This is a genomic window from Lacihabitans soyangensis, from assembly GCF_024343775.1.
Classification (GTDB): Bacteria; Bacteroidota; Bacteroidia; order Cytophagales; family Spirosomataceae; genus Leadbetterella; species Leadbetterella soyangensis.
In genome coordinates this window covers 71,454-89,189 of record NZ_RJUF01000177.1, presented here as the reverse complement: position 1 = coordinate 89,189, position 17,736 = coordinate 71,454, and the positions used below count along the sequence as shown (strand labels likewise).

General features: G+C 37.1%; 20 protein-coding genes. 16 read left to right on the top strand and 4 right to left on the bottom strand.

The window, feature by feature from the left end:
- Positions 1–51: 51 nt before the first annotated feature.
- Positions 52–774 (top strand): YebC/PmpR family DNA-binding transcriptional regulator, encoded by a 723-nt coding sequence (locus EGI31_RS18305; RefSeq protein WP_255038596.1) that lies wholly within the window; start codon positions 52–54, stop codon positions 772–774.
- Between the two features lie 122 nt (positions 775–896).
- Here the strand turns inward: EGI31_RS18305 and EGI31_RS18300 are convergent, their stop codons facing one another.
- Complete coding sequence (locus tag EGI31_RS18300) at positions 897–1,319, bottom strand: DUF4890 domain-containing protein (protein WP_255038595.1); 423 nt, start codon at positions 1,317–1,319, stop codon at positions 897–899.
- A gap of 203 nt (positions 1,320–1,522) precedes the next feature.
- Between EGI31_RS18300 and tpiA the strand changes: the two genes are divergently transcribed.
- Together tpiA and EGI31_RS18290 are read left to right on the top strand one after the other, a co-directional pair.
- Positions 1,523–2,290 carry a triose-phosphate isomerase gene (gene tpiA / locus EGI31_RS18295; RefSeq protein WP_255038594.1) on the top strand — a complete coding sequence of 256 codons (768 nt, stop codon included), beginning with the start codon at positions 1,523–1,525 and terminating at the stop codon, positions 2,288–2,290.
- Between the two features lie 251 nt (positions 2,291–2,541).
- Positions 2,542–3,426: a carboxypeptidase-like regulatory domain-containing protein gene (locus EGI31_RS18290; RefSeq protein ID WP_255038593.1), complete on the top strand. Its 885-nt coding sequence runs from the start codon at positions 2,542–2,544 to the stop codon at positions 3,424–3,426.
- A 56-nt stretch (positions 3,427–3,482) separates the two neighbouring features.
- Here the strand turns inward: EGI31_RS18290 and EGI31_RS18285 are convergent, their stop codons facing one another.
- Positions 3,483–3,854, bottom strand: coding sequence for a DUF3127 domain-containing protein (locus EGI31_RS18285; RefSeq protein ID WP_255038592.1), 372 nt, complete (start codon positions 3,852–3,854; stop codon positions 3,483–3,485).
- Between the two features lie 61 nt (positions 3,855–3,915).
- Between EGI31_RS18285 and EGI31_RS18280 the strand changes: the two genes are divergently transcribed.
- The 12 genes from EGI31_RS18280 (at position 3,916) to EGI31_RS18225 (ending at position 15,038) form a co-directional block, all read left to right on the top strand.
- A complete protein-coding gene (locus EGI31_RS18280; RefSeq protein WP_255038591.1) occupies positions 3,916–4,962 on the top strand; it encodes a hypothetical protein in 1,047 nt (348 codons plus the stop codon).
- A 54-nt stretch (positions 4,963–5,016) separates the two neighbouring features.
- Positions 5,017–5,988: a gliding motility protein GldB-related protein gene (locus EGI31_RS18275; RefSeq protein WP_255038590.1), complete on the top strand. Its 972-nt coding sequence runs from the start codon at positions 5,017–5,019 to the stop codon at positions 5,986–5,988.
- Positions 5,988–7,802: an ABC transporter ATP-binding protein gene (locus EGI31_RS18270; protein WP_255038589.1), complete on the top strand. Its 1,815-nt coding sequence runs from the start codon at positions 5,988–5,990 to the stop codon at positions 7,800–7,802. Before EGI31_RS18275 ends, EGI31_RS18270 begins: the two co-directional genes overlap by 1 nt.
- A 1-nt stretch (position 7,803) precedes the next feature.
- Complete coding sequence (locus EGI31_RS18265; RefSeq protein WP_255038588.1) at positions 7,804–8,220, top strand: Fur family transcriptional regulator; 417 nt, start codon at positions 7,804–7,806, stop codon at positions 8,218–8,220.
- A gap of 11 nt (positions 8,221–8,231) precedes the next feature.
- On the top strand, positions 8,232–8,834 hold the full coding sequence (gene yihA, locus EGI31_RS18260; RefSeq protein ID WP_255038587.1) for a ribosome biogenesis GTP-binding protein YihA/YsxC: 603 nt from the start codon (positions 8,232–8,234) through the stop codon (positions 8,832–8,834).
- Between the two features lie 44 nt (positions 8,835–8,878).
- Entirely contained in the window at positions 8,879–9,787 is a 909-nt protein-coding gene (locus EGI31_RS18255; RefSeq protein WP_255038586.1) for an ROK family protein, read from the top strand.
- A gap of 181 nt (positions 9,788–9,968) precedes the next feature.
- Entirely contained in the window at positions 9,969–10,409 is a 441-nt protein-coding gene (locus tag EGI31_RS18250) for a nucleoside deaminase (RefSeq protein WP_255038621.1), read from the top strand.
- 544 nt (positions 10,410–10,953) lie between these two features.
- A complete protein-coding gene (locus EGI31_RS18245; RefSeq protein ID WP_255038585.1) occupies positions 10,954–11,568 on the top strand; it encodes a superoxide dismutase in 615 nt (204 codons plus the stop codon).
- 129 nt (positions 11,569–11,697) lie between these two features.
- On the top strand, positions 11,698–12,045 hold the full coding sequence (locus tag EGI31_RS18240; protein ID WP_255038584.1) for a c-type cytochrome: 348 nt from the start codon (positions 11,698–11,700) through the stop codon (positions 12,043–12,045).
- 472 nt (positions 12,046–12,517) lie between these two features.
- Entirely contained in the window at positions 12,518–13,939 is a 1,422-nt protein-coding gene (locus EGI31_RS18235; RefSeq protein ID WP_255038583.1) for an anthranilate synthase component I family protein, read from the top strand.
- Positions 13,940–14,013: 74 nt separating this feature from the next.
- A complete protein-coding gene (locus tag EGI31_RS18230) occupies positions 14,014–14,466 on the top strand; it encodes a hypothetical protein (protein WP_255038582.1) in 453 nt (150 codons plus the stop codon).
- 5 nt (positions 14,467–14,471) lie between these two features.
- Entirely contained in the window at positions 14,472–15,038 is a 567-nt protein-coding gene (locus EGI31_RS18225) for an anthranilate synthase component II (RefSeq protein WP_255038620.1), read from the top strand.
- On the opposite strand, the gene EGI31_RS18220 is transcribed toward EGI31_RS18225, so the two are convergent.
- Together EGI31_RS18220 and EGI31_RS18215 are read right to left on the bottom strand one after the other, a co-directional pair.
- On the bottom strand, positions 15,035–15,553 hold the full coding sequence (locus EGI31_RS18220) for a hypothetical protein (RefSeq protein ID WP_255038581.1): 519 nt from the start codon (positions 15,551–15,553) through the stop codon (positions 15,035–15,037). The genes EGI31_RS18225 and EGI31_RS18220 overlap by 4 nt on opposite strands.
- Before the next feature lie 1,092 nt (positions 15,554–16,645).
- Positions 16,646–16,915: a hypothetical protein gene (locus tag EGI31_RS18215; protein ID WP_255038580.1), complete on the bottom strand. Its 270-nt coding sequence runs from the start codon at positions 16,913–16,915 to the stop codon at positions 16,646–16,648.
- Between the two features lie 119 nt (positions 16,916–17,034).
- On the opposite strand from EGI31_RS18215, the gene EGI31_RS18210 reads away from it, so the two are divergent.
- Positions 17,035–17,736, top strand: a complete 702-nt coding sequence (locus tag EGI31_RS18210; protein ID WP_255038579.1) for a SprT-like domain-containing protein — start codon at positions 17,035–17,037, stop codon at positions 17,734–17,736.

Genomic DNA, 17,736 nt, shown 5'->3' with positions numbered 1-17,736 from the left:
GAAATCGTAACGATTTTAGTTAATTTTGCACCTTGAAATTTCAGAAAATCTATGGGAAGAGCATTTGAATTTAGAAAAGCACGCAAAATGAAGCGTTGGTCATCTATGGCCAAGGTGTTTACACGTATTGGCAAAGACATCGTGATGGCTGTAAAATCTGGTGGTCCAGATCCAAGTACAAACTCGCGTTTGAGGGCGGTAATTCAAAACGCCAAAGCGGCCAACATGCCAAAAGTCAACGTGGAAAATGCTATCAAGAAAGCCTCTTCAAAAGACCAAGAAGACTACAAAGAAATGGTACTCGAGGGCTACGGAATGCACGGCGTGGCGGTATTGGTAGAATGTACAACCGACAACAACAACCGCACAGTGGCCAATGTCAGAAGCTATTTTACAAAATGCAACGGTAACCTCGGCACCAACGGTATGCTGGACTTTATTTTTGAGAGAAAATGTATTTTCAAAATTGCAAATACACCTGGAGTAGATTTAGAGGAGCTGGAGTTTGAATTGATAGACTTCGGAGCAGATGATGTGTTTTTGGACGAAGAACATGACCAAATAAATATCTATGGTGAATTTACCGCTTACGGAGCCATACAGAAATTCCTAGAAGAAAAAGGCTTGGAATTACTCCACGCCGACTTTGAAAGAATACCCACAGACACCAAAAAACTAACCGAAGCTGAGGCGGCTGATTTGGACAAGTTGCTAGAAAAACTTGACGAAGACGATGACGTACAAAACGTTTATCACAATATGGTGATTGAGTAATTCCATTGACGATTGCTCCGATTTTTGATTGACGTCCCGATAGCTATCGGGAGGTTCGGTTAAATTACTTTTAAATTGAAAAAATATAGAAAAGGTCAACGTTTCCGTTGACCTTTTTTGATTTACCCTTTGTTCTCAGGACGTGCTCCGTGGTGTGGTCCGCCATGATTTCCACCTCTTCCTTTTCGCATTCCTTCTTTTCTCCTAGCTTCGTTAGTGGCCAATTTTTCTTCGAAAGTTTTGTATTGCTCTGGAGTCAATATCTTTTTCATTTCGTTTTTGTAAGCCGACTTTTTTGCGTCATGTTTGGCTTTCAATTCTTTACGTTCAGCCTCACGGTTGGCAACTGACTCCTTGTTGAGCTTGGTAACAGCCGCAAATTGCTCGTCCGTCAATTTCAAATCAGCCTTGAGTCTTTCACTTCGCTTTTCAGCCATTTTTTCAGGATTAAATTCTCGCTTACCAACTTCGTTTCCACTTTTTTGGGCAAAAGCACCAACTGATAAAGCCGAAATAACGGCCAAAGACATAATTAACTTTTTCATAATTGTTTTTTTATTTGTTATATGGCTTTGACCTACTCGCTCCGATAAGGTTTAGAATCTAAATGTTAAAAAACATTAAAACAAGAAAATCATAGGCCTTTCTGATAAAACCCGAATTTCTAACATTTTCAAAACGCTTGTTTTCCTTTTTAGCCTTAAAAGGCTATCTTTGTGCGATTTTTGAAATATAACGAAAGTAAAAAATGAGAAAAAAATACGCCGCTGGTAACTGGAAAATGAACAAAACTTTTGAAGAAGGCCAAATCCTTTTGTCAGAAGTGGTAAATATGGTAAACGACGAGATGAACAACCCGAATGTTCACGTAATACTGGGCGTTCCGTTTCCTTATTTGAGTAGTTTTACCAAATTAGTGAATTCATCTAAAGTATCAATAGCAGCTCAAAACTGCCACCCAAAACCTTCTGGTGCTTACACAGGTGAGGTTTCAGTGCAGATGTTGAAATCTGTAGGTGTAAAATATGTCATCATTGGACACTCAGAACGTCGTGAGTATTTTGGTGAGTCGGATGCATTTATAGCAGAAAAAGTGGACGCTATTTTGGCTGAAGGCTTAACGCCGATATTCTGTTGTGGAGAAACTTTGGCACAGCGTGAGGCAGGGATTCACTTCGATTTTGTTTGTGGACAATTGACCAACAGCCTTTTTCATCTTTCGGCTGAGGCTTTGCAAAAAGTAGTTATCGCTTACGAACCCATCTGGGCTATCGGTACGGGCGTAACGGCTTCTTCAGCACAAGCACAAGAAATGCACAAAATATTGCGTGACCACTTGGCAAGCAAATATGGACAAACAGTGGCTGACGAAATCTCGATCCTTTATGGTGGTAGCGTAGGTGCAGGCAATGCCGTAGAATTGTTCTCTCAACCCGACGTTGACGGCGGCCTTGTTGGCGGAGCATCGCTAAAGTCAAGAGACTTTACAGATATCTCTAAGTCGTTTCCGGCGTAAGAAAGAAGATATATTAGAAGTTGGTCAGGACCGAAGGTCAGGCCGGCAAAAAAGCCAATGCGAACAGCATTGGCTTTTTTGTTTGATTAGAAAAAAAATTAAAGAAAAATGTGACTTTAATAATTCGATTGCGTCTAAGCAAATTTCAATAAAAAAAATAACCATCAAAGAGACACTACTTAATTTAAACAAGCAATTTCCTAAATCCAAAATCGTTTGTAATTTTAGTATTCACATAAAAACCTTTATTAATGAGAATCCTCATTTTATTATTTATCCACCAGCTAAGCTTCGCTCAAATAATAGGCACTGTCAAAGACTCTAAAACCAAAGAACCCATTTCCTTCGTAAATATTGGGGTTGAAAATCAAAACATCGGAGTTTCGGCCAATGAAAAAGGAGAATTTTCCTTGCCAAATTTAAACACCAATGATGTTGTGATTTTCTCAGCAGTTGGCTATAAAATGCTAAAAATCAATGCTGAAAAAATTCCTGAAACTATTTTTCTTGAACAACAGATTATTGATTTAGGTGAGATTTTGGTTAAACCGAGGAGAAATAAAAATTCTAAATCGATAGTAAAATTTAACAGCAAAAAGGTGGATGCATTTTTTGCCAATCGTGGTTTACCGCAAATAACCGCCAAGTATATACCTTACACCGAGTCTATTTCTACCACGAGATTTATAAAATCAATCAAAATTGTTACTCGAAGCGAAATAAAAAATTCAATCTTTAACATAAGATTATACACACCAAACGATAAAGGCGAACCATCCGAATTTTATTACAATCAAAATATTGTAGGAACTTGTGCGAAAGGCAAAAAAATCACCGAAATCAATGTAGAAAATTTAAATATCCGTTTTCCAGAAAGTGGCTTGTTCGTTGGAGCAGAGTGGTTAATTGTTGAGCAAAACAAATTTGTCTCTGAATACTACGAAGTAGGCAAAAAAGAAAAGATAAAAAGTACTGAATATTCGCCTTGGTTTGGTGGAAATATCGAAAAAGAAAACTTTGGATGGACTTATTTGAAGAATTCTAAATGGCAAAAACAATCACCGTGGTCTAGCAATCATAAAAATTTCAAGGGAAAATACCATTCTTTGGCTGTTCAAATTTTACTAACTGACTAACAAAAAAGACACACTTCGCAGCATGTCTTTTCTCAAAAAAATATCTTTTCTAAATATTAAAACGGCAAATCGTCTTCGCCTTCCAATGCAGCTGGTATCGGTGCTGGCGTAGCTGGTGCTGAAGAAGTAGAAGCCGCAGGTGCCGAAGTAGCTCCGCTTTCTTTTTCTATTCTCCAACCTTGTATACTATTGAAATATCTTGTTTCGCCTTGCGGACTTTGCCACTCTCTTCCTCTGAGGTTTATCGACACCTTCACGGCATCACCAACTGCATAGCTGTTCAACAAATCACATTTGTCTTGTGTAAACTCTATCATTATGTGCTGAGGATAAGTCTCTTCGGTAGTTACTACCAATTCTCTTTTCTTAAAAGTGGGGCTTACTTGCTGCTCAGGGTTTATTACTTTGATATTTCCAGAAACTTCCATCGTATTATGTATTTTTGTATAAATTCTATACAAATATAAAAACGATAAGTAGGTTTAAAAAATGATAAGCGTAATAATTTCGGAAATTGCCAAAAAAATGAGCGAAGTCAAAGCCTCTAATTCCGCTTTTTCAGTCCGAAAAAATGACCTTTGGGGCTATAAAAGAGCCGACGACAACATTTTTGCCTCAGCCTCCACTCTTTTTATCCTGCAACAGAATTCTCGATATCTGAATAAAGAACAAAAAGTAATTTTTGAAAAAATAGAATCCCAAATACAGGCCGAATTTGCGAAATATCAAAACAAAGACGGCCGTCTGACCTACAATTTTTACAAGACCAAGCCTTCTGGTCATTTCCCAAACGGGCGATGCATGCGAAGATTTGACCATTTCAGACTTCCGGACGACATAGACGACACTGCACTTATTTATTTGGCATCAAACTATTCCAAAGAACAGACTGTTTGGCTAAAAAATCATTTGGCAGAATTTACAGACCAATATCGAGGGTCAAAGAATGACAAAATCTACAGCACTTGGTTTGGTAAAAATATGCCAAAAGAACAAGACGTTTGTGCTTTGCTGAATATGATGTATTTGTTTTTCAAGCAGCAAATACTCCTTGACCAAACAGACCAAAACACACTGGAATTCATCAGTAATTCTGTAAACGATATCACCAAAAATCCATTCCATATAGCTCGGCATTACGGACATCCCGCACTCATAATTTATCACTACGCACGTTTTATGGCCGATTTCTCCTTTCCCGAACTGGATAAAAGAAAGCCAGAACTGATTCGTATTTCGAAAGATTTATTGACAAAAGAAAAAAGCGTACTTTTTAGAATGCTTTTGGAAACGGCTCTTTTAAAATTTGGAGAAAAAAGAAATAAAATCGATGTAGATTTAAACCCCGAAAAGCAATTTTACTCGTTCATTGGGGCTCCATTTGCACCTTTTCAAAACCCTGCCACCCGACTCATTGCTAAGAATCAGTGGTCACAGATTTTCTGGAAGTCAGAAATCCATGAGTTGGCTTTGAGAATAGAATATCTTTGTTTAGTCAAAACTCAAATACCTGTTGAAAACCAGAATATCAAGTGATTTTGAGACAATAAATAGCTAAATTTGCGTTTTGATTACAAAAAATCTTACAAAATGCGTGTTAAATTCCTACTGATAATTGCAGTTATTGCAGTTATTCTTAGCTCCTGCGGCGAAAACAAACCCGATGTAGAAGTAAAAATCCGACGATTTGAAAGAGAGCTGATGGCGGTAAAAAGTCAACCCGAAATGCTCACTTTGCTCCAAAACAACGAAAACATTGTTAAGTCGCTTTACAGAATATTTCCAGATGATACGGCCTTTGTGTCGCACATGTACTATTTGGCTTCACACCCAGAAACCCGCAAACTCTACGACCAAACCCAGAAAGAATTCGGTGAGTTGGAAGACATTCAGAAGGAATTTGAAGGTGCTTTTGCCAATATAAAATCTAATTATCCAGAGTTCAAAGTGCCAAAAGTTGTCACTACATTTACTGGCCTCGAAAATGACCTTTTTGTTTCTGATACCTTGATAATCATTGCATTAGAATCATTTCTTGGCCCAAAAGCACTTTACAGACCTGACCAACCCAACTACATATTGAAAAGATATGCCAAGGAATATATTGTCCCGACTGTGGTTAGATATTTATCCAATTCTTACAACAAACTCGACCCTAAAGACCAATCTTTCTTGGCTGACATGCTGTTTTTTGGAAAATCTTTAGAGTTCACAAAAGAAATATTGCCCAATACGGCTGATTCGCTCATCATTGGGTATTCAGAACAAGAACTCACCGAAACCTGGGAGGCACAGGATTTGGTTTGGGCCCATGTGGTAGACAAAAATCTATTGTACAATCCTAATCCACACCTCAAAGAGAAGTATTTTGGAGAGAGACCATCGGTACCAGAAATAGGCCCAAAATGCCCAGGCAGAATAGGACAATGGCTGGGTTGGAGGATAATCCAGCGTTACCGAACCGAAAACCCCAAAGTAACGTTTCAAGAATTAATGGCAAATGACAAGCCAGGGGACATCCTGAGGGAGTCGAAATACAGAGGACAGATAGAAAAAGAATAATGGCGAAGGGTAGACATGGTGCTGGAGTAGATTTGGCACCCGAAGACAAAAAAAAACTAAGTAAAGACGGATTGAAAAAAGCGATTGCTCTTTTCAAATTTACATTACCTTACAAAAACACTTACATCATAGGTATGTTGTTTTTGGTATTTTCTACGGTAACTACCATGGTTTTTCCGCTATTGATAGGCGAAATGACCAAAGTCATGGAGGGAAAATCGCAGTATACCATCAACCAAGTAGCCGCATTTTTTGCTTTAATTTTGGTGGCACAAGGCATTTTTTCGTTTTTTAGGGTGTATTTTTTCTCTATTGTGAGTGAAAAAACAGCCGCCGATATTCGTAAAATCGTTTACGATAAGTTCATTACTTCTCCCATATCGTTTTTTGAAAACAACCGTGTAGGCGACCTGATGAGCCGTATTACATCAGACGTTTCGGCTATTCAGAGCGTGCTTTCCACTACTTTGGCAGAGTTTTTCAGGCAAGTGGCTACTTTAGTAATCGGTATAGCTATGTTGGTTTATATTTCTTGGAAATTGACCTTGTTTATGTTGGCCACCTTCCCGATAATCGTGATAGCAGCTTTGGTTTTTGGAAAATATATTAGATCTATCTCCAAAAAAGTGCAAGAAAAGTTAGCCGAAGCTAACGTCATAGTGGAAGAGTCATTGCAATCCGTTTCTATCGTAAAGGCATTTACCAACGAAAAACTGGAGTCCAAAAGATTCTCAAAATCTGTTGCGGAATCTGTAACTTTGGCACTCAAAGCCGCTACCCTCAGAGGTGGATTTATCACTTTTTTCATTATTGGTCTTTTCGGTGGAATAGTGTTAGTGATATGGTTTGGTGGAAATCTGGTCATAGAAAAAGAAATTCTGATAGCCGACCTGATTACATTTCTTACCTTGACCATATTCATCGGAGGATCTATGAGTGGCCTTGGCGACTTGTATGCTCAACTTCAACGTACGGTAGGAGCTTCAGAAAGAATATTAGAAATCTTGGAAGAAAAATCTGAAGTAGATATAGAGAAAGAGAAGGTTTTGAATCCTATTGAAGGTAATATATCGTTCAAAAATGTAAAATTCAGTTATCCTTCTAGAAAAGACGTAGAGGTTCTTAAAGGTATAAATTTTGAAATTGAGGCAGGCAAAAAAATAGCTTTGGTTGGGCACTCAGGAGCTGGAAAGTCAACGATAGTTCAGTTGCTTATGAAATTCTACCCTGACTTTCAAGGCGAAATACTCATCGACGGCCAGAATATCAAAAATCAAGATGTCACGTTCTTACGTCAAAACATAGCCATAGTACCACAGGAAGTAATTTTGTTTGGTGGTACAATATTCGAAAACATAGCTTATGGAAATCCTGGAGCTAACCTAAAAGAGGTAGAAGAAGCAGCACAAAAAGCCAACGCCCTAGAGTTTATTGAGAAATTTCCAGATAAATTCGAGACCATAGTGGGCGACCGAGGTATAAAACTTTCTGGAGGACAAAGACAAAGAATAGCCATAGCGAGGGCGATATTAAAAGATCCAGCCATACTTTTGCTAGACGAAGCCACTAGTGCCTTGGACTCAGAATCGGAGAAATTGGTGCAAGATGCTCTAAACGAACTCATGAAAGGGCGTACTTCTATTATCATTGCTCATAGATTGGCCACAATCCGCAACGCCGACCAAATTTATGTTTTGAAAGACGGCCAAATAGCCGAATCTGGCACCCACGAAAGTTTGATTTTGAAAAACGAGGGAATTTATGCAAATTTGGTAAAAATGCAGTTTGACGTAGTTTCTTACGAAATGGGATAAAATGGAAAATAACGCACTGGGCATATTACGCCAAAATGACCTCAGACATACCGACACCCGTGAAAATATACTGAATGGTTTTCTTCAAAAATCATCAGCTCTTTCACATGGCGATATAGAAACCTACCTCACGGATGGTTTTGATAGAGTTACCATATACCGCACGCTCAAAACATTTCTAGACAAGGGCATTATTCATAAGATTTTGGACGACAACGGCGGCGTAAAATATGCCCTCTGCAAAGACCAATGTGCCTCGGGCCATCACCACCACGACCATGTGCATTTCAAATGTTCGGAATGCAACGAAACCTTCTGTTTAGAAAAATTCCTGATTCCAGAAATCATTCTTCCAGAAGGTTATCAACGAAAAGAAATCAACGTTTTGGTGCAAGGTACTTGCCCTAAATGCAATTAAAAACAACAAAAATGTATCAAATAAAAGAAGCAAAGTTTAATAAAAGTGCCTCTAGGGTAGAGAATTGCCCTCAAGATGATCTGCCCGAAATAGCATTTATAGGAAGGTCAAATGTTGGCAAATCTTCCCTACTTAATATGCTAACCGGTGTTAAAAACCTTGCAAAAACATCCTCAACTCCAGGAAAAACCCAACTTATCAATCACTTTTTGATTGATAACAAATGGCATCTGGTGGATTTGCCTGGCTATGGTTACGCCAAAGTACCAGTTTCAGAAAAAGCCAAATGGGAAAAAATGACATGGGACTATCTGCTCCAAAGACCCAACCTCCTGTATGTCTTTGTTTTGTTAGATATCCGACTTTCACCACAAAAAAAAGACTTAGAATTTATACAAAAATTAGGTGAAAACGGGGTTCCTCTGAAGCTAGTTTTCACGAAAGCTGACAAAGTAAAAACCATGGAAGGACAGAAGAACATTACCGATTTTATGGGTGCACTTTCAGAAACCTGGCAGATATTACCCGAGTACTTTATAAGTTCTTCAGAAAGAAAAACAGGCAAAACAGAAATATTAGGATTAATAGAAGAGATCATCTTCCCTAATTATTAATTTATTTTAATTTATATTTGCAGAAAACTTTATAAATCATCGGGATGGCTACAGAATATTTGGGAATAGACGTTGGTGGGACAAATGTTAAAATGGGCATTGTGAATGCCGAAACTGGAAATATTACAAACTTTTATAGCCACGACACCGGTTCTTGGAGGGCAACAGGTCATTTTGTAGATAATTTGGGTGACGCCATAGCCGTTCAACTTAAAGAAAACCCCGAGGTTAAAAAAATAGGCATAGGTGTACCTGGACTTATTTCTCGTGACAGATCAACCTTGATGGAAATAACCGCCATACCCGAAACCGACGGTACTCCCATTATTCCGCTTTTGAAAAAACGTTTCCCCGAGCATGATTTTTTCTTGGAAAATGATGCCAATGCTGCAGCCTTAGGCGAATATTATTTTGGAGAAGAAAAACTACCTGAAGATTATATATTTGTAACACTTGGTACAGGCGTAGGCGGTGCAGCCATCATAGACAAACTGGTGTTTAAAGGCGGTGGCGGTAATGCCATGGAGCCTGGTCACATGCCATCAATAAACGGCAAGGTTTTAGAAAGAAACATAGGCAAAAACGAGCTTTTGGACCTAGCCAACAAAATGCGTGCTGAGTTTAAAGGAGAAACAAGACTTCCAAGTGACGGCTCTATTTCTACCACAGGATTGGTAGCCGCTGCTTCTGATGGTGATGTACTTGCACTTCAAATATTCGACGTTGTAGGAACTTTGTTGGGTGACGGATTGGTATCAATGATTAGAATTCTTGACATCACCACCATTCTTATTGGAGGTGGTTTATCGGCATCGTTTGAATATATTATGCCTGCTGTAAATCGTCAATTAAAATATTGGCTAACACCTTATTATATGAAAACGCTGGACATAAAAAGAGCAACATTGGCCAACGACGCTGGTCTTTTGGGTGCTGCTAGTTTATGTTTTTAAGTTTCAAAAATATTATCGCAAACGCCTCATTTTTAAACATTTGAGGCGTTTTTTTATTAATTTCAATCCTTGATATAACCGCTAGGTCGCAAAGACACTAAAAATAGTTGTATTGTGTCAAAGGCAAAGCTTATTCGTTCATTTTGAAAATTTTATTCCCTTGGCTCGAAACTCCTACCCCATTTACTCACACGAATATTTCATGGCAAAAGCCTTGGATTTGGCCATGGATGCTTATGAAAAAGACGAAGTACCTGTCGGTGCCATAGTGGTGGCCGAAGGCAAAACAATCATAGGAAAAGGAGTAAACCAAACAGAACAACTGCACGATGTAACGGCCCATGCCGAAATATTGGCCATAACGGCAGCTTCCAACTTTTTGGCTGCAAAATATCTCAAAAACTGCACGCTTTATGTAACACTTGAGCCCTGTGTTATGTGTGCCGGAGCCTTGGCTTGGTCACAAATTGAGCGAGTAATATTTGGGGCTTATGACAAGAAAAAGGGTTTTACACTTATCAATCAGCCCATTCTACATCCCAAAACTGATGTAATTGGGGGTATTCTACAATCTGAATCTGAGGCAATGTTAAAAAGTTTTTTTAAAAAACTAAGAAACTGAGTGTTTGTGACATTTATCATTTGAATAACCTCATTTTTCATTGATTTTTGTAAGAAAAAACAAATGACTTTAGCGTACATCATAGCTGCCATCGTCATTCTTCATTTTGTGGTTGGTATCGCATATTTGATTTATAAAATCAATACTTCTAAGCCAAATGAAGAATAAAAAAAAGAGAAAGAATACTATTTGAATTCCTTCATTTTTATTCATAAAAATAAATCATATTCATATTCTTTTGGAAGTAATTAGCGACATCTGTTCTAAAATTAATAGATACCGTTATTTTCTGAGTTACAATTCAGCGATAACTATATATTTATATAAGTTATCGCCATTTATATTATACCTATTCCGCGACATCTTGAAAAATGAAAAGGATTGCATAATATCTTTGAAGACAAACCACGTATCTATTTGAAAATCTCATAAAAATATCGAACCAAGCCAATTTTTTCTATTTTTTTCATCCCTTTCGAACACATTTTAAAAAACTGATGTTTATCATTTATAGATCGAAAAATAAGTTTAAAGAAATACAATTATGGCTTTTACATTAGCACCCCTTCCTTACGCCAATGATGCATTGGAACCACATTTTGACGCCATGACAATGGAAATTCATCATGACCGTCATCACAATGCTTATGTTACAAATCTTAATGCGGCTATAGCTGGTACGGATTTGGAAAACAAAACAATTGAAGAAATTTTGGCAAATATAAGTAAAGCATCACCAGCAGTAAGAAATAACGGAGGTGGCCATTATAACCACGATTTATTCTGGAATATTCTTGCTCCACAAGGTGTGGGCGGTAATCTTTCAGGACCATTAAAAGAGGCTATCATCGCAGCTTTTGGTGGAGTTGATGAGTTCAAAGCAGCATTTAAAACAGCCGCAACGACGAGATTTGGATCGGGCTGGGCATGGTTAATAGCTAAAGAAGATGGCACTGTAGCTGTAACCTCTACTCCAAACCAAGACAACCCCCTAATGGATATCGCAGAGGTAAAAGGAACGCCTTTGTTGGGTCTGGATGTTTGGGAACATGCTTACTATTTGAAGTTCCAAAACAAACGTCCTGATTATGTAGATACTTTCTGGACATTGGTAAACTGGAATGCCGTAGAAGCAAGATACGCTGCAGCAAAAAAATAAAATTTAGATGTTTAAAGTTTGAAGGAGGGTAGACATTTGTCTGCCCTTTTTTTGTTTACAACCTTTTCTTAATATGATGCGTACTACGGTTATTAACTTATCCCGTTTGTTAATCTAAAACTTTAAACAATGAAAAAACTCACAAAAACTCTTGCACTATGTTTATTTTCACTTGCTATTTTTAGCAGTTGTGAAAAAGAAGATGAACCTGTTGTGGTGGCTAAAATAACCTACGACAAAGACATTAAAACAATACTGGTAACAAACTGTTCCCCATGCCATTTGGCTGGAGGAGCCAATCCCAACAAATGGGATCAGTTTGCAGTAGCTCAGTCAAAAATAATTACGATACTGGATCGCGTACAAAGAGAACCAGGCACTACAGGTTTTATGCCTCGAAACGGCACAATGAAATTGTCAGCCGATAACATTGCCAAACTTAAGCAATGGGTTACTGATGGTCTTTTAGAAAAATAATTTTAAAATATTTTGAATTATAAATTTCATGGCTACATTTGCGACATGAAATTATCAAACAGCATAGCAAATAAAGGTTGGTGGCGTTCTTCTCTTTTGAGTTGAGCAACATTCCGCTATGTGGTTTATTACATAATTACGGCTTGCTGTTCAAAACGGCAAGCCGTTTTTTTTGTGGCTTCGGCTCCGCTCAGCCACCGATATGTCGGATCCGCTCAGCCACCGATATGTCGGATCCGCTCAGCCACCGATATGTCGGATCCGCTCAGCCACCGATATGTCGGATCCGCTCAGCCGCCGATATGTCGGATCCGCTCAGCCACCGAAATGTCGGATCCGCTCAGCCGCCGAAATATCGGCTCTGTTGAACCACAAAGGCAACAATATAATGATTAGGATTTTAAAAAAATAATAAAGAGAGAACTGCGATGGCTCATCAATGTCAAAGGAAATCGAAAAGAAACAATGAATTATGAAATTTAATATTACTACCAGAAGCAAAAGATTGTTGGCCGATACACTCACTCCGGTGAGTATTTTTCTAAGAATAAGAGAACAATTCCCGCTCTCCGTGATTCTCGAAAGTGCCGATTATCACGCCATGCACAATAGTTTCAGTTATATTGCCTGTGATCCCATTGCGTCATTTATCCTTGATAATGATGAAATTACGCAAACTTTTCCAGATGGAAGCACTGAGAAGTTTAGACTAGCTTCAAGAAAGGAGGCTGTGAATGCCTTACAAACTTTTGCCAGTAGATACCAGCCATCAGAAAGTGAGCATTCGTTTATATCCAATGGACTTTTCGGACATATCACTTACGACTCAGTAGAATATTTTGAGGATATAGAAATTCAAGAAAAAAGTCAAGAAACAGCTATTCCACAAATATTGTACAGAGTTTATAGGTATGTGATAGCTGTCAATCATTTCAAAGACGAGCTTTTTATGTTTGAGCACGCCTATGCCAAAGAAGGCGAGGAGTCGAAATTTAAGGAAGATGGTTTAGATACGCTGGAGTTTTATGTAAAAAACCCAAAAAGAACCTCTAGCAATTTCTCTAAAAAAGGCGAAGAACAAACCAATATCAATGATGCCGATATGGTTAAAATCATTGAAAAATGCATCAAACATTGTCTACGTGGAGATGTCTTTCAGATTGTACCTTCCAGAAGATTTTCGCAAGAATTTACTGGAGATGACTTCAATGTATATCGGGCATTGCGTAGCATAAATCCTTCCCCGTACTTGTTTTATTTTGACGGTGGCGATTATCATATTTTTGGATCAAGTCCTGAAAAACAGATATTTATAAAAGACGGACAAGCCGAAATTCATCCGATAGCGGGTACATTTAGAAGAACAGGCGACGATGCCAAAGATGCTGAATTGGCCCGCCAATTACACGCCGATCCCAAGGAATCTGCCGAACATGTGATGTTGGTGGATCTTGCCAGAAACGACCTTTCGCGTAGCTCCGACCATGTACAAGTAGACATTTTCAAGGAAGTACAGTTTTACAGTCATGTGATTCATTTGGTATCTAAAGTAACCGGACATATGACTAAAGGCACAAATCCATTGCAATTGGTGGCAGATACTTTTCCGGCAGGAACACTCTCAGGTTCTCCAAAGCATATGGCCATGAGTTTGATAAACGAAATGGAACCTACTAACCGAAGTATTTATGGAGGTGCAATAGGTTTCATGGATTTTAAAGGCAACTTTAACCATGCCATAGCAATACGTACATTCCTAAGCAAAAACAACACGCTGTTTTTTCAAGCCGGGATGGGTGTGGTAGCCAAATCTGTGATAGAAACCGAAATGGCCGAGATTCATCTAAAGCTTGGAGCCTTGAGAAAAGCAATAGAAATGGCAGGTCAAATTTGATAATAATTCAGAATAAGGACGAAAATGTAGAGTTAGATATCACATTTAATTTTGACGAAAAAAACATTATTAATATGAACCCCTTACTTAAAAAACTAAATTATAAAGAGCATAAAAGTTTGGTAATACTGAACGCTCCAAAAGATCTGGACGAAATGTGGGAAGAGTTTAAAACGCACATTGATGTGAAAAAATCACTCGACGAAACCAAAGTAGATTTTGCTCTAATTTTCTGTACCAAACTTGATGAAGTTATTAAATTTGGCACATTGGTTGATTCTAAAATGGAAGAAAATGGTCTTTTTTGGTTTGTTTATCCCAAAGGCAGTTCCAAAAAATATAAATGCGAGTTTAATAGGGACAATGGTTGGCAAGCTATGGGTGACCTAGGCTACGAACCTGTAAGAATGGTGGCTATAGACGAAGATTGGAGTGCTTTGAGATTTAGAAAAGCCGAAAGTATAAAAACAATGACACGAGCGGTAGAATGGAGAATGTCTGAAGAAGGAAAGAAGAAAAAAAAATGAAAATGATGAAAATACTAGTATTAGACAATTACGACTCTTTTGTATATAATTTGGTGTACATCCTAAAAGATTTGGGTGGAGATGTAGACGTAATCAGAAATGATAAAATAGCTTTAGAGGAAGTAAAAAAATACGACAAAATCTTACTTTCTCCAGGACCAGGAATTCCGGAAGAAGCAGGTATAATGATGGATCTCTTGGCCGAATATAAAACCACCAAAAGTATTTTCGGAGTGTGCTTGGGTCATCAAGCCATTGGTGAGGCTTTCGGCTCAAAACTACATAACATGGATGATGTGCTGCACGGTGTTACCACCAAATGCGTCGTGAAAGATGAAAACGAGTTGCTTTTCAAAGGATTACCGAATTCGTTTGAAGTTTGCCGTTATCATTCTTGGACCGTTGTCCCTGAAACCATGCCTACTGACCTAAAAATTACCGCTATCGACGAAAAAGGTTATGTTTTGGGAGAAGCACACCAAAAATATGATATTCGTGGAGTGCAGTTTCATCCAGAGGCTTATTTGACAGAACACGGCGTAAAAATGGTGGAAAACTGGATGAAAAGCTAATGTTGAGAAGCAATTCTTGACTTCCAAAAACCTAGCCCCAAAAAATATTTTCCGGCAGAAATAAGAATAAAAGAAATGACAAAATCTTTATCAATGTAACTATTAAAGAAATTTAATCCACCAAAACTTTCGTGTATAGTAATAAGAATGAGGCCAATAACTATAAATCTCATACCAACGAAATTCTTAAAATAAAATATATAACTGAAAATTAAGGCTGAAAGTACAGCATATATTATGACTAATACCGAAAGTGATATATCTAAGTCTGCATTGTTATAAATCAAGAATCCTAAAGCAAAAGAAACAAGTTGTGGACCTATAATTTTGATAGAATCCCAAATTGTAACTAGTTGAAAATCTTTAAGGCTATTTTTTAAAAGCAGAAGTAATATAAACTTTGATAAAAGATAAAAAAATATGCCCAGTTTTAGGAAAATGACATTCTTATTAAAAATAATAAAAAACTCACCCACTGAAAGAATAGCAAAATACAATAAGACCTTAGACTTCATACTGTATAAGTATTCTTTCAAGAAAGGAAAAAGTAAGATATAGTTTAAAAGTATCAATATTAAGCACTGGACAAAATAGTTAAAATGTATTTGGAAGAAAATTTTGGCAATGCATAAAATACAATATAAAATCAACATCTGAAGATGAAGATAGACATTAAATTTGTCAAAAGTACGTTTCATTTTAGTTCATAGGTAAGGTTGAGAGTCTCCATCAAAAAGACTTTTAATATTTTTATAGTATGGAAATATTATTTGAAATCTTTAGAACAAAACATCGAACGATACAAAATAAACACCACTATGTATTTAAAAAGACTATCCTTTCAGCCGCAAGTATTTGAATTTTATCTAAAGTAAGCATAGTCTCAACAAAATAAAAATTGCCGAAAATCAAATGAAAATTACCAAAAAAAATTTGGGATAAATACAACCTTAAAAAATTTAATTACACCGACGAAATCATTAAAAGCTTGTAGCAATGATGAGATAATGATCGAAAGCTTGGCTTTACATTCAATAACCAATAACAAATTGTTAATCGAAAGTAGATGCACAATACTCGGTATAATCACAAAAAAGCTAAAAAAGAATAACAAATAATCATCTATCACGCTAAAATCTATCACCAATACCATTAAAAGTGAAAATATCTGTGTAATTAAATTTGGTAAACTGCAGAACATATTTGCTATAGTTAACTTTTTGAGAAATAAGCTAAAAACGAATCCGGCCATGAAATAAAACCCCATGCCAACTAAAATCATTAATTCTGAGGTAAACAAACTAACGAAAGCAAAATCAACCGTGATAAAAATAAAATACCAAAAAATAAATTGGCTGAACTTAAAATTCACCAAGTTGAACCTAAGTAGTACTAAATGTTAATTAGAAATATTCAATGGCCAATGAAAACTTTTTTAACCTAAGAACTTCAAAAAATAATTATTATTACGAGTCCAAAAAACCAAGTACCCAATTTATGTTCTGAATCACAAAATTTTTCAAATGACTAGGTAGGTTTTAAATATCCAACGTTAGAGAATAATACTTGCTTTCCCAATTATGAATATTAAAACTAACTACTCTTATTTACAAATCGTTGCAATCGAGATCTTTTATGGAATCGTTGGCTTCCTTGACCTCGGCAACAGACAAAGTAGGACAATCCTTGAGATAATTTGAAGCTGAACTTTTAAAAGCCTCACATTTGCTTTTGCTGGTTAAATCAGTAAAAAAAGCAGTGGCAGCATTGGAAAATTTAGTTGATGCTTTCTCACATCCCGCCAAAGGATCCACCAACTTTGACCCACATGAACTCATACTCAATACAAGTGCTCCTAGACCTAATATTTTTTTCATACTTTTAGTTTTTTACTTCAATATTAGGGCTTTAACAGAATTAAAAAAGGATTTAAATCATATAAATACTTAGTTTTTTATTTTACGGTTTTTAGTAAAAACACTACAGAAAGCTTTGAATGCTTTATATTTGTACAGTAATATCGCTTAATAATTTGTTGTTTGGCTTTTTAAAGAAAAAACCAGTTTCTACGGTACAGACCTCATCTGCAAAACTTGAAAATTTGCTATCGGCGAAGATTCCGAAGGCTGCTATTCCTTATGTCATGAGACTTTGGACAGAGCATCCTTTCAATTTCGCTATTTCAAGGTCCAGAAAAACATGCCTCGGAAACTATCGTTTTAAAGACAACCAGCATTATATATCTGTCAATACCGACTCCAATTACCACTCTTTTTTGGTAACCTTGATACATGAAATAGCACATCAACATGTAACTATCAAGGCCAAATTGTTAAGAAAGCGGCCAGCCCCGCATGGCGTGGAATGGAAAACCACCTTTACCCAATTAATGGCTCCTTTGCTGACAACTGAAGTGTTTCCTGAAGAAATACTAAAAGTTCTCAAAAGACACATGGTGAATCCAGCGGCATCGTCTACCAAAGACCCAGAGTTAGTGAGAGTATTGGGTATTTTAGAAGAAAATGAAAACGTTGAGGGTCATGTACTTTCAGAATTACCAACAGGCAGGGTTTTTGTTTTTAAAAATAAGAAATATAAAAAAATAGAAAATCGAAGAACTAGAACGCTCGTAGAATGCACCACCTCAAAAAAAAGATACACCATAGCATCCTACGCCCCCATTCAAATAATTGACTGA

Bases quoted from the DNA above. Each gene is read 5' to 3' on its own strand.
- EGI31_RS18225 (WP_255038620.1), top strand. From the start codon at position 14,472: ATGAAAATACTAGTATTAGACAATTACGACTCTTTTGTATATAATTTG.
- EGI31_RS18245 (WP_255038585.1), top strand. From the start codon at position 10,954: ATGGCTTTTACATTAGCACCCCTTCCTTACGCCAATGATGCATTGGAA.
- EGI31_RS18235 (WP_255038583.1), top strand. From the start codon at position 12,518: ATGAAATTTAATATTACTACCAGAAGCAAAAGATTGTTGGCCGATACA.
- EGI31_RS18230 (WP_255038582.1), top strand. From the start codon at position 14,014: ATGAACCCCTTACTTAAAAAACTAAATTATAAAGAGCATAAAAGTTTG.
- EGI31_RS18215 (WP_255038580.1), bottom strand. From the start codon at position 16,915: ATGAAAAAAATATTAGGTCTAGGAGCACTTGTATTGAGTATGAGTTCA.
- tpiA (WP_255038594.1), top strand. From the start codon at position 1,523: ATGAGAAAAAAATACGCCGCTGGTAACTGGAAAATGAACAAAACTTTT.
- EGI31_RS18265 (WP_255038588.1), top strand. From the start codon at position 7,804: ATGGAAAATAACGCACTGGGCATATTACGCCAAAATGACCTCAGACAT.
- EGI31_RS18240 (WP_255038584.1), top strand. From the start codon at position 11,698: ATGAAAAAACTCACAAAAACTCTTGCACTATGTTTATTTTCACTTGCT.
- EGI31_RS18270 (WP_255038589.1), top strand. From the start codon at position 5,988: ATGGCGAAGGGTAGACATGGTGCTGGAGTAGATTTGGCACCCGAAGAC.
- EGI31_RS18285 (WP_255038592.1), bottom strand. From the start codon at position 3,854: ATGGAAGTTTCTGGAAATATCAAAGTAATAAACCCTGAGCAGCAAGTA.
- EGI31_RS18255 (WP_255038586.1), top strand. From the start codon at position 8,879: ATGGCTACAGAATATTTGGGAATAGACGTTGGTGGGACAAATGTTAAA.
- EGI31_RS18275 (WP_255038590.1), top strand. From the start codon at position 5,017: ATGCGTGTTAAATTCCTACTGATAATTGCAGTTATTGCAGTTATTCTT.
- EGI31_RS18290 (WP_255038593.1), top strand. From the start codon at position 2,542: ATGAGAATCCTCATTTTATTATTTATCCACCAGCTAAGCTTCGCTCAA.
- EGI31_RS18300 (WP_255038595.1), bottom strand. From the start codon at position 1,319: ATGAAAAAGTTAATTATGTCTTTGGCCGTTATTTCGGCTTTATCAGTT.
- EGI31_RS18220 (WP_255038581.1), bottom strand. From the start codon at position 15,553: ATGAAGTCTAAGGTCTTATTGTATTTTGCTATTCTTTCAGTGGGTGAG.
- EGI31_RS18210 (WP_255038579.1), top strand. From the start codon at position 17,035: ATGCTTTATATTTGTACAGTAATATCGCTTAATAATTTGTTGTTTGGC.
- yihA (WP_255038587.1), top strand. From the start codon at position 8,232: ATGTATCAAATAAAAGAAGCAAAGTTTAATAAAAGTGCCTCTAGGGTA.
- EGI31_RS18305 (WP_255038596.1), top strand. From the start codon at position 52: ATGGGAAGAGCATTTGAATTTAGAAAAGCACGCAAAATGAAGCGTTGG.
- EGI31_RS18280 (WP_255038591.1), top strand. From the start codon at position 3,916: ATGATAAGCGTAATAATTTCGGAAATTGCCAAAAAAATGAGCGAAGTC.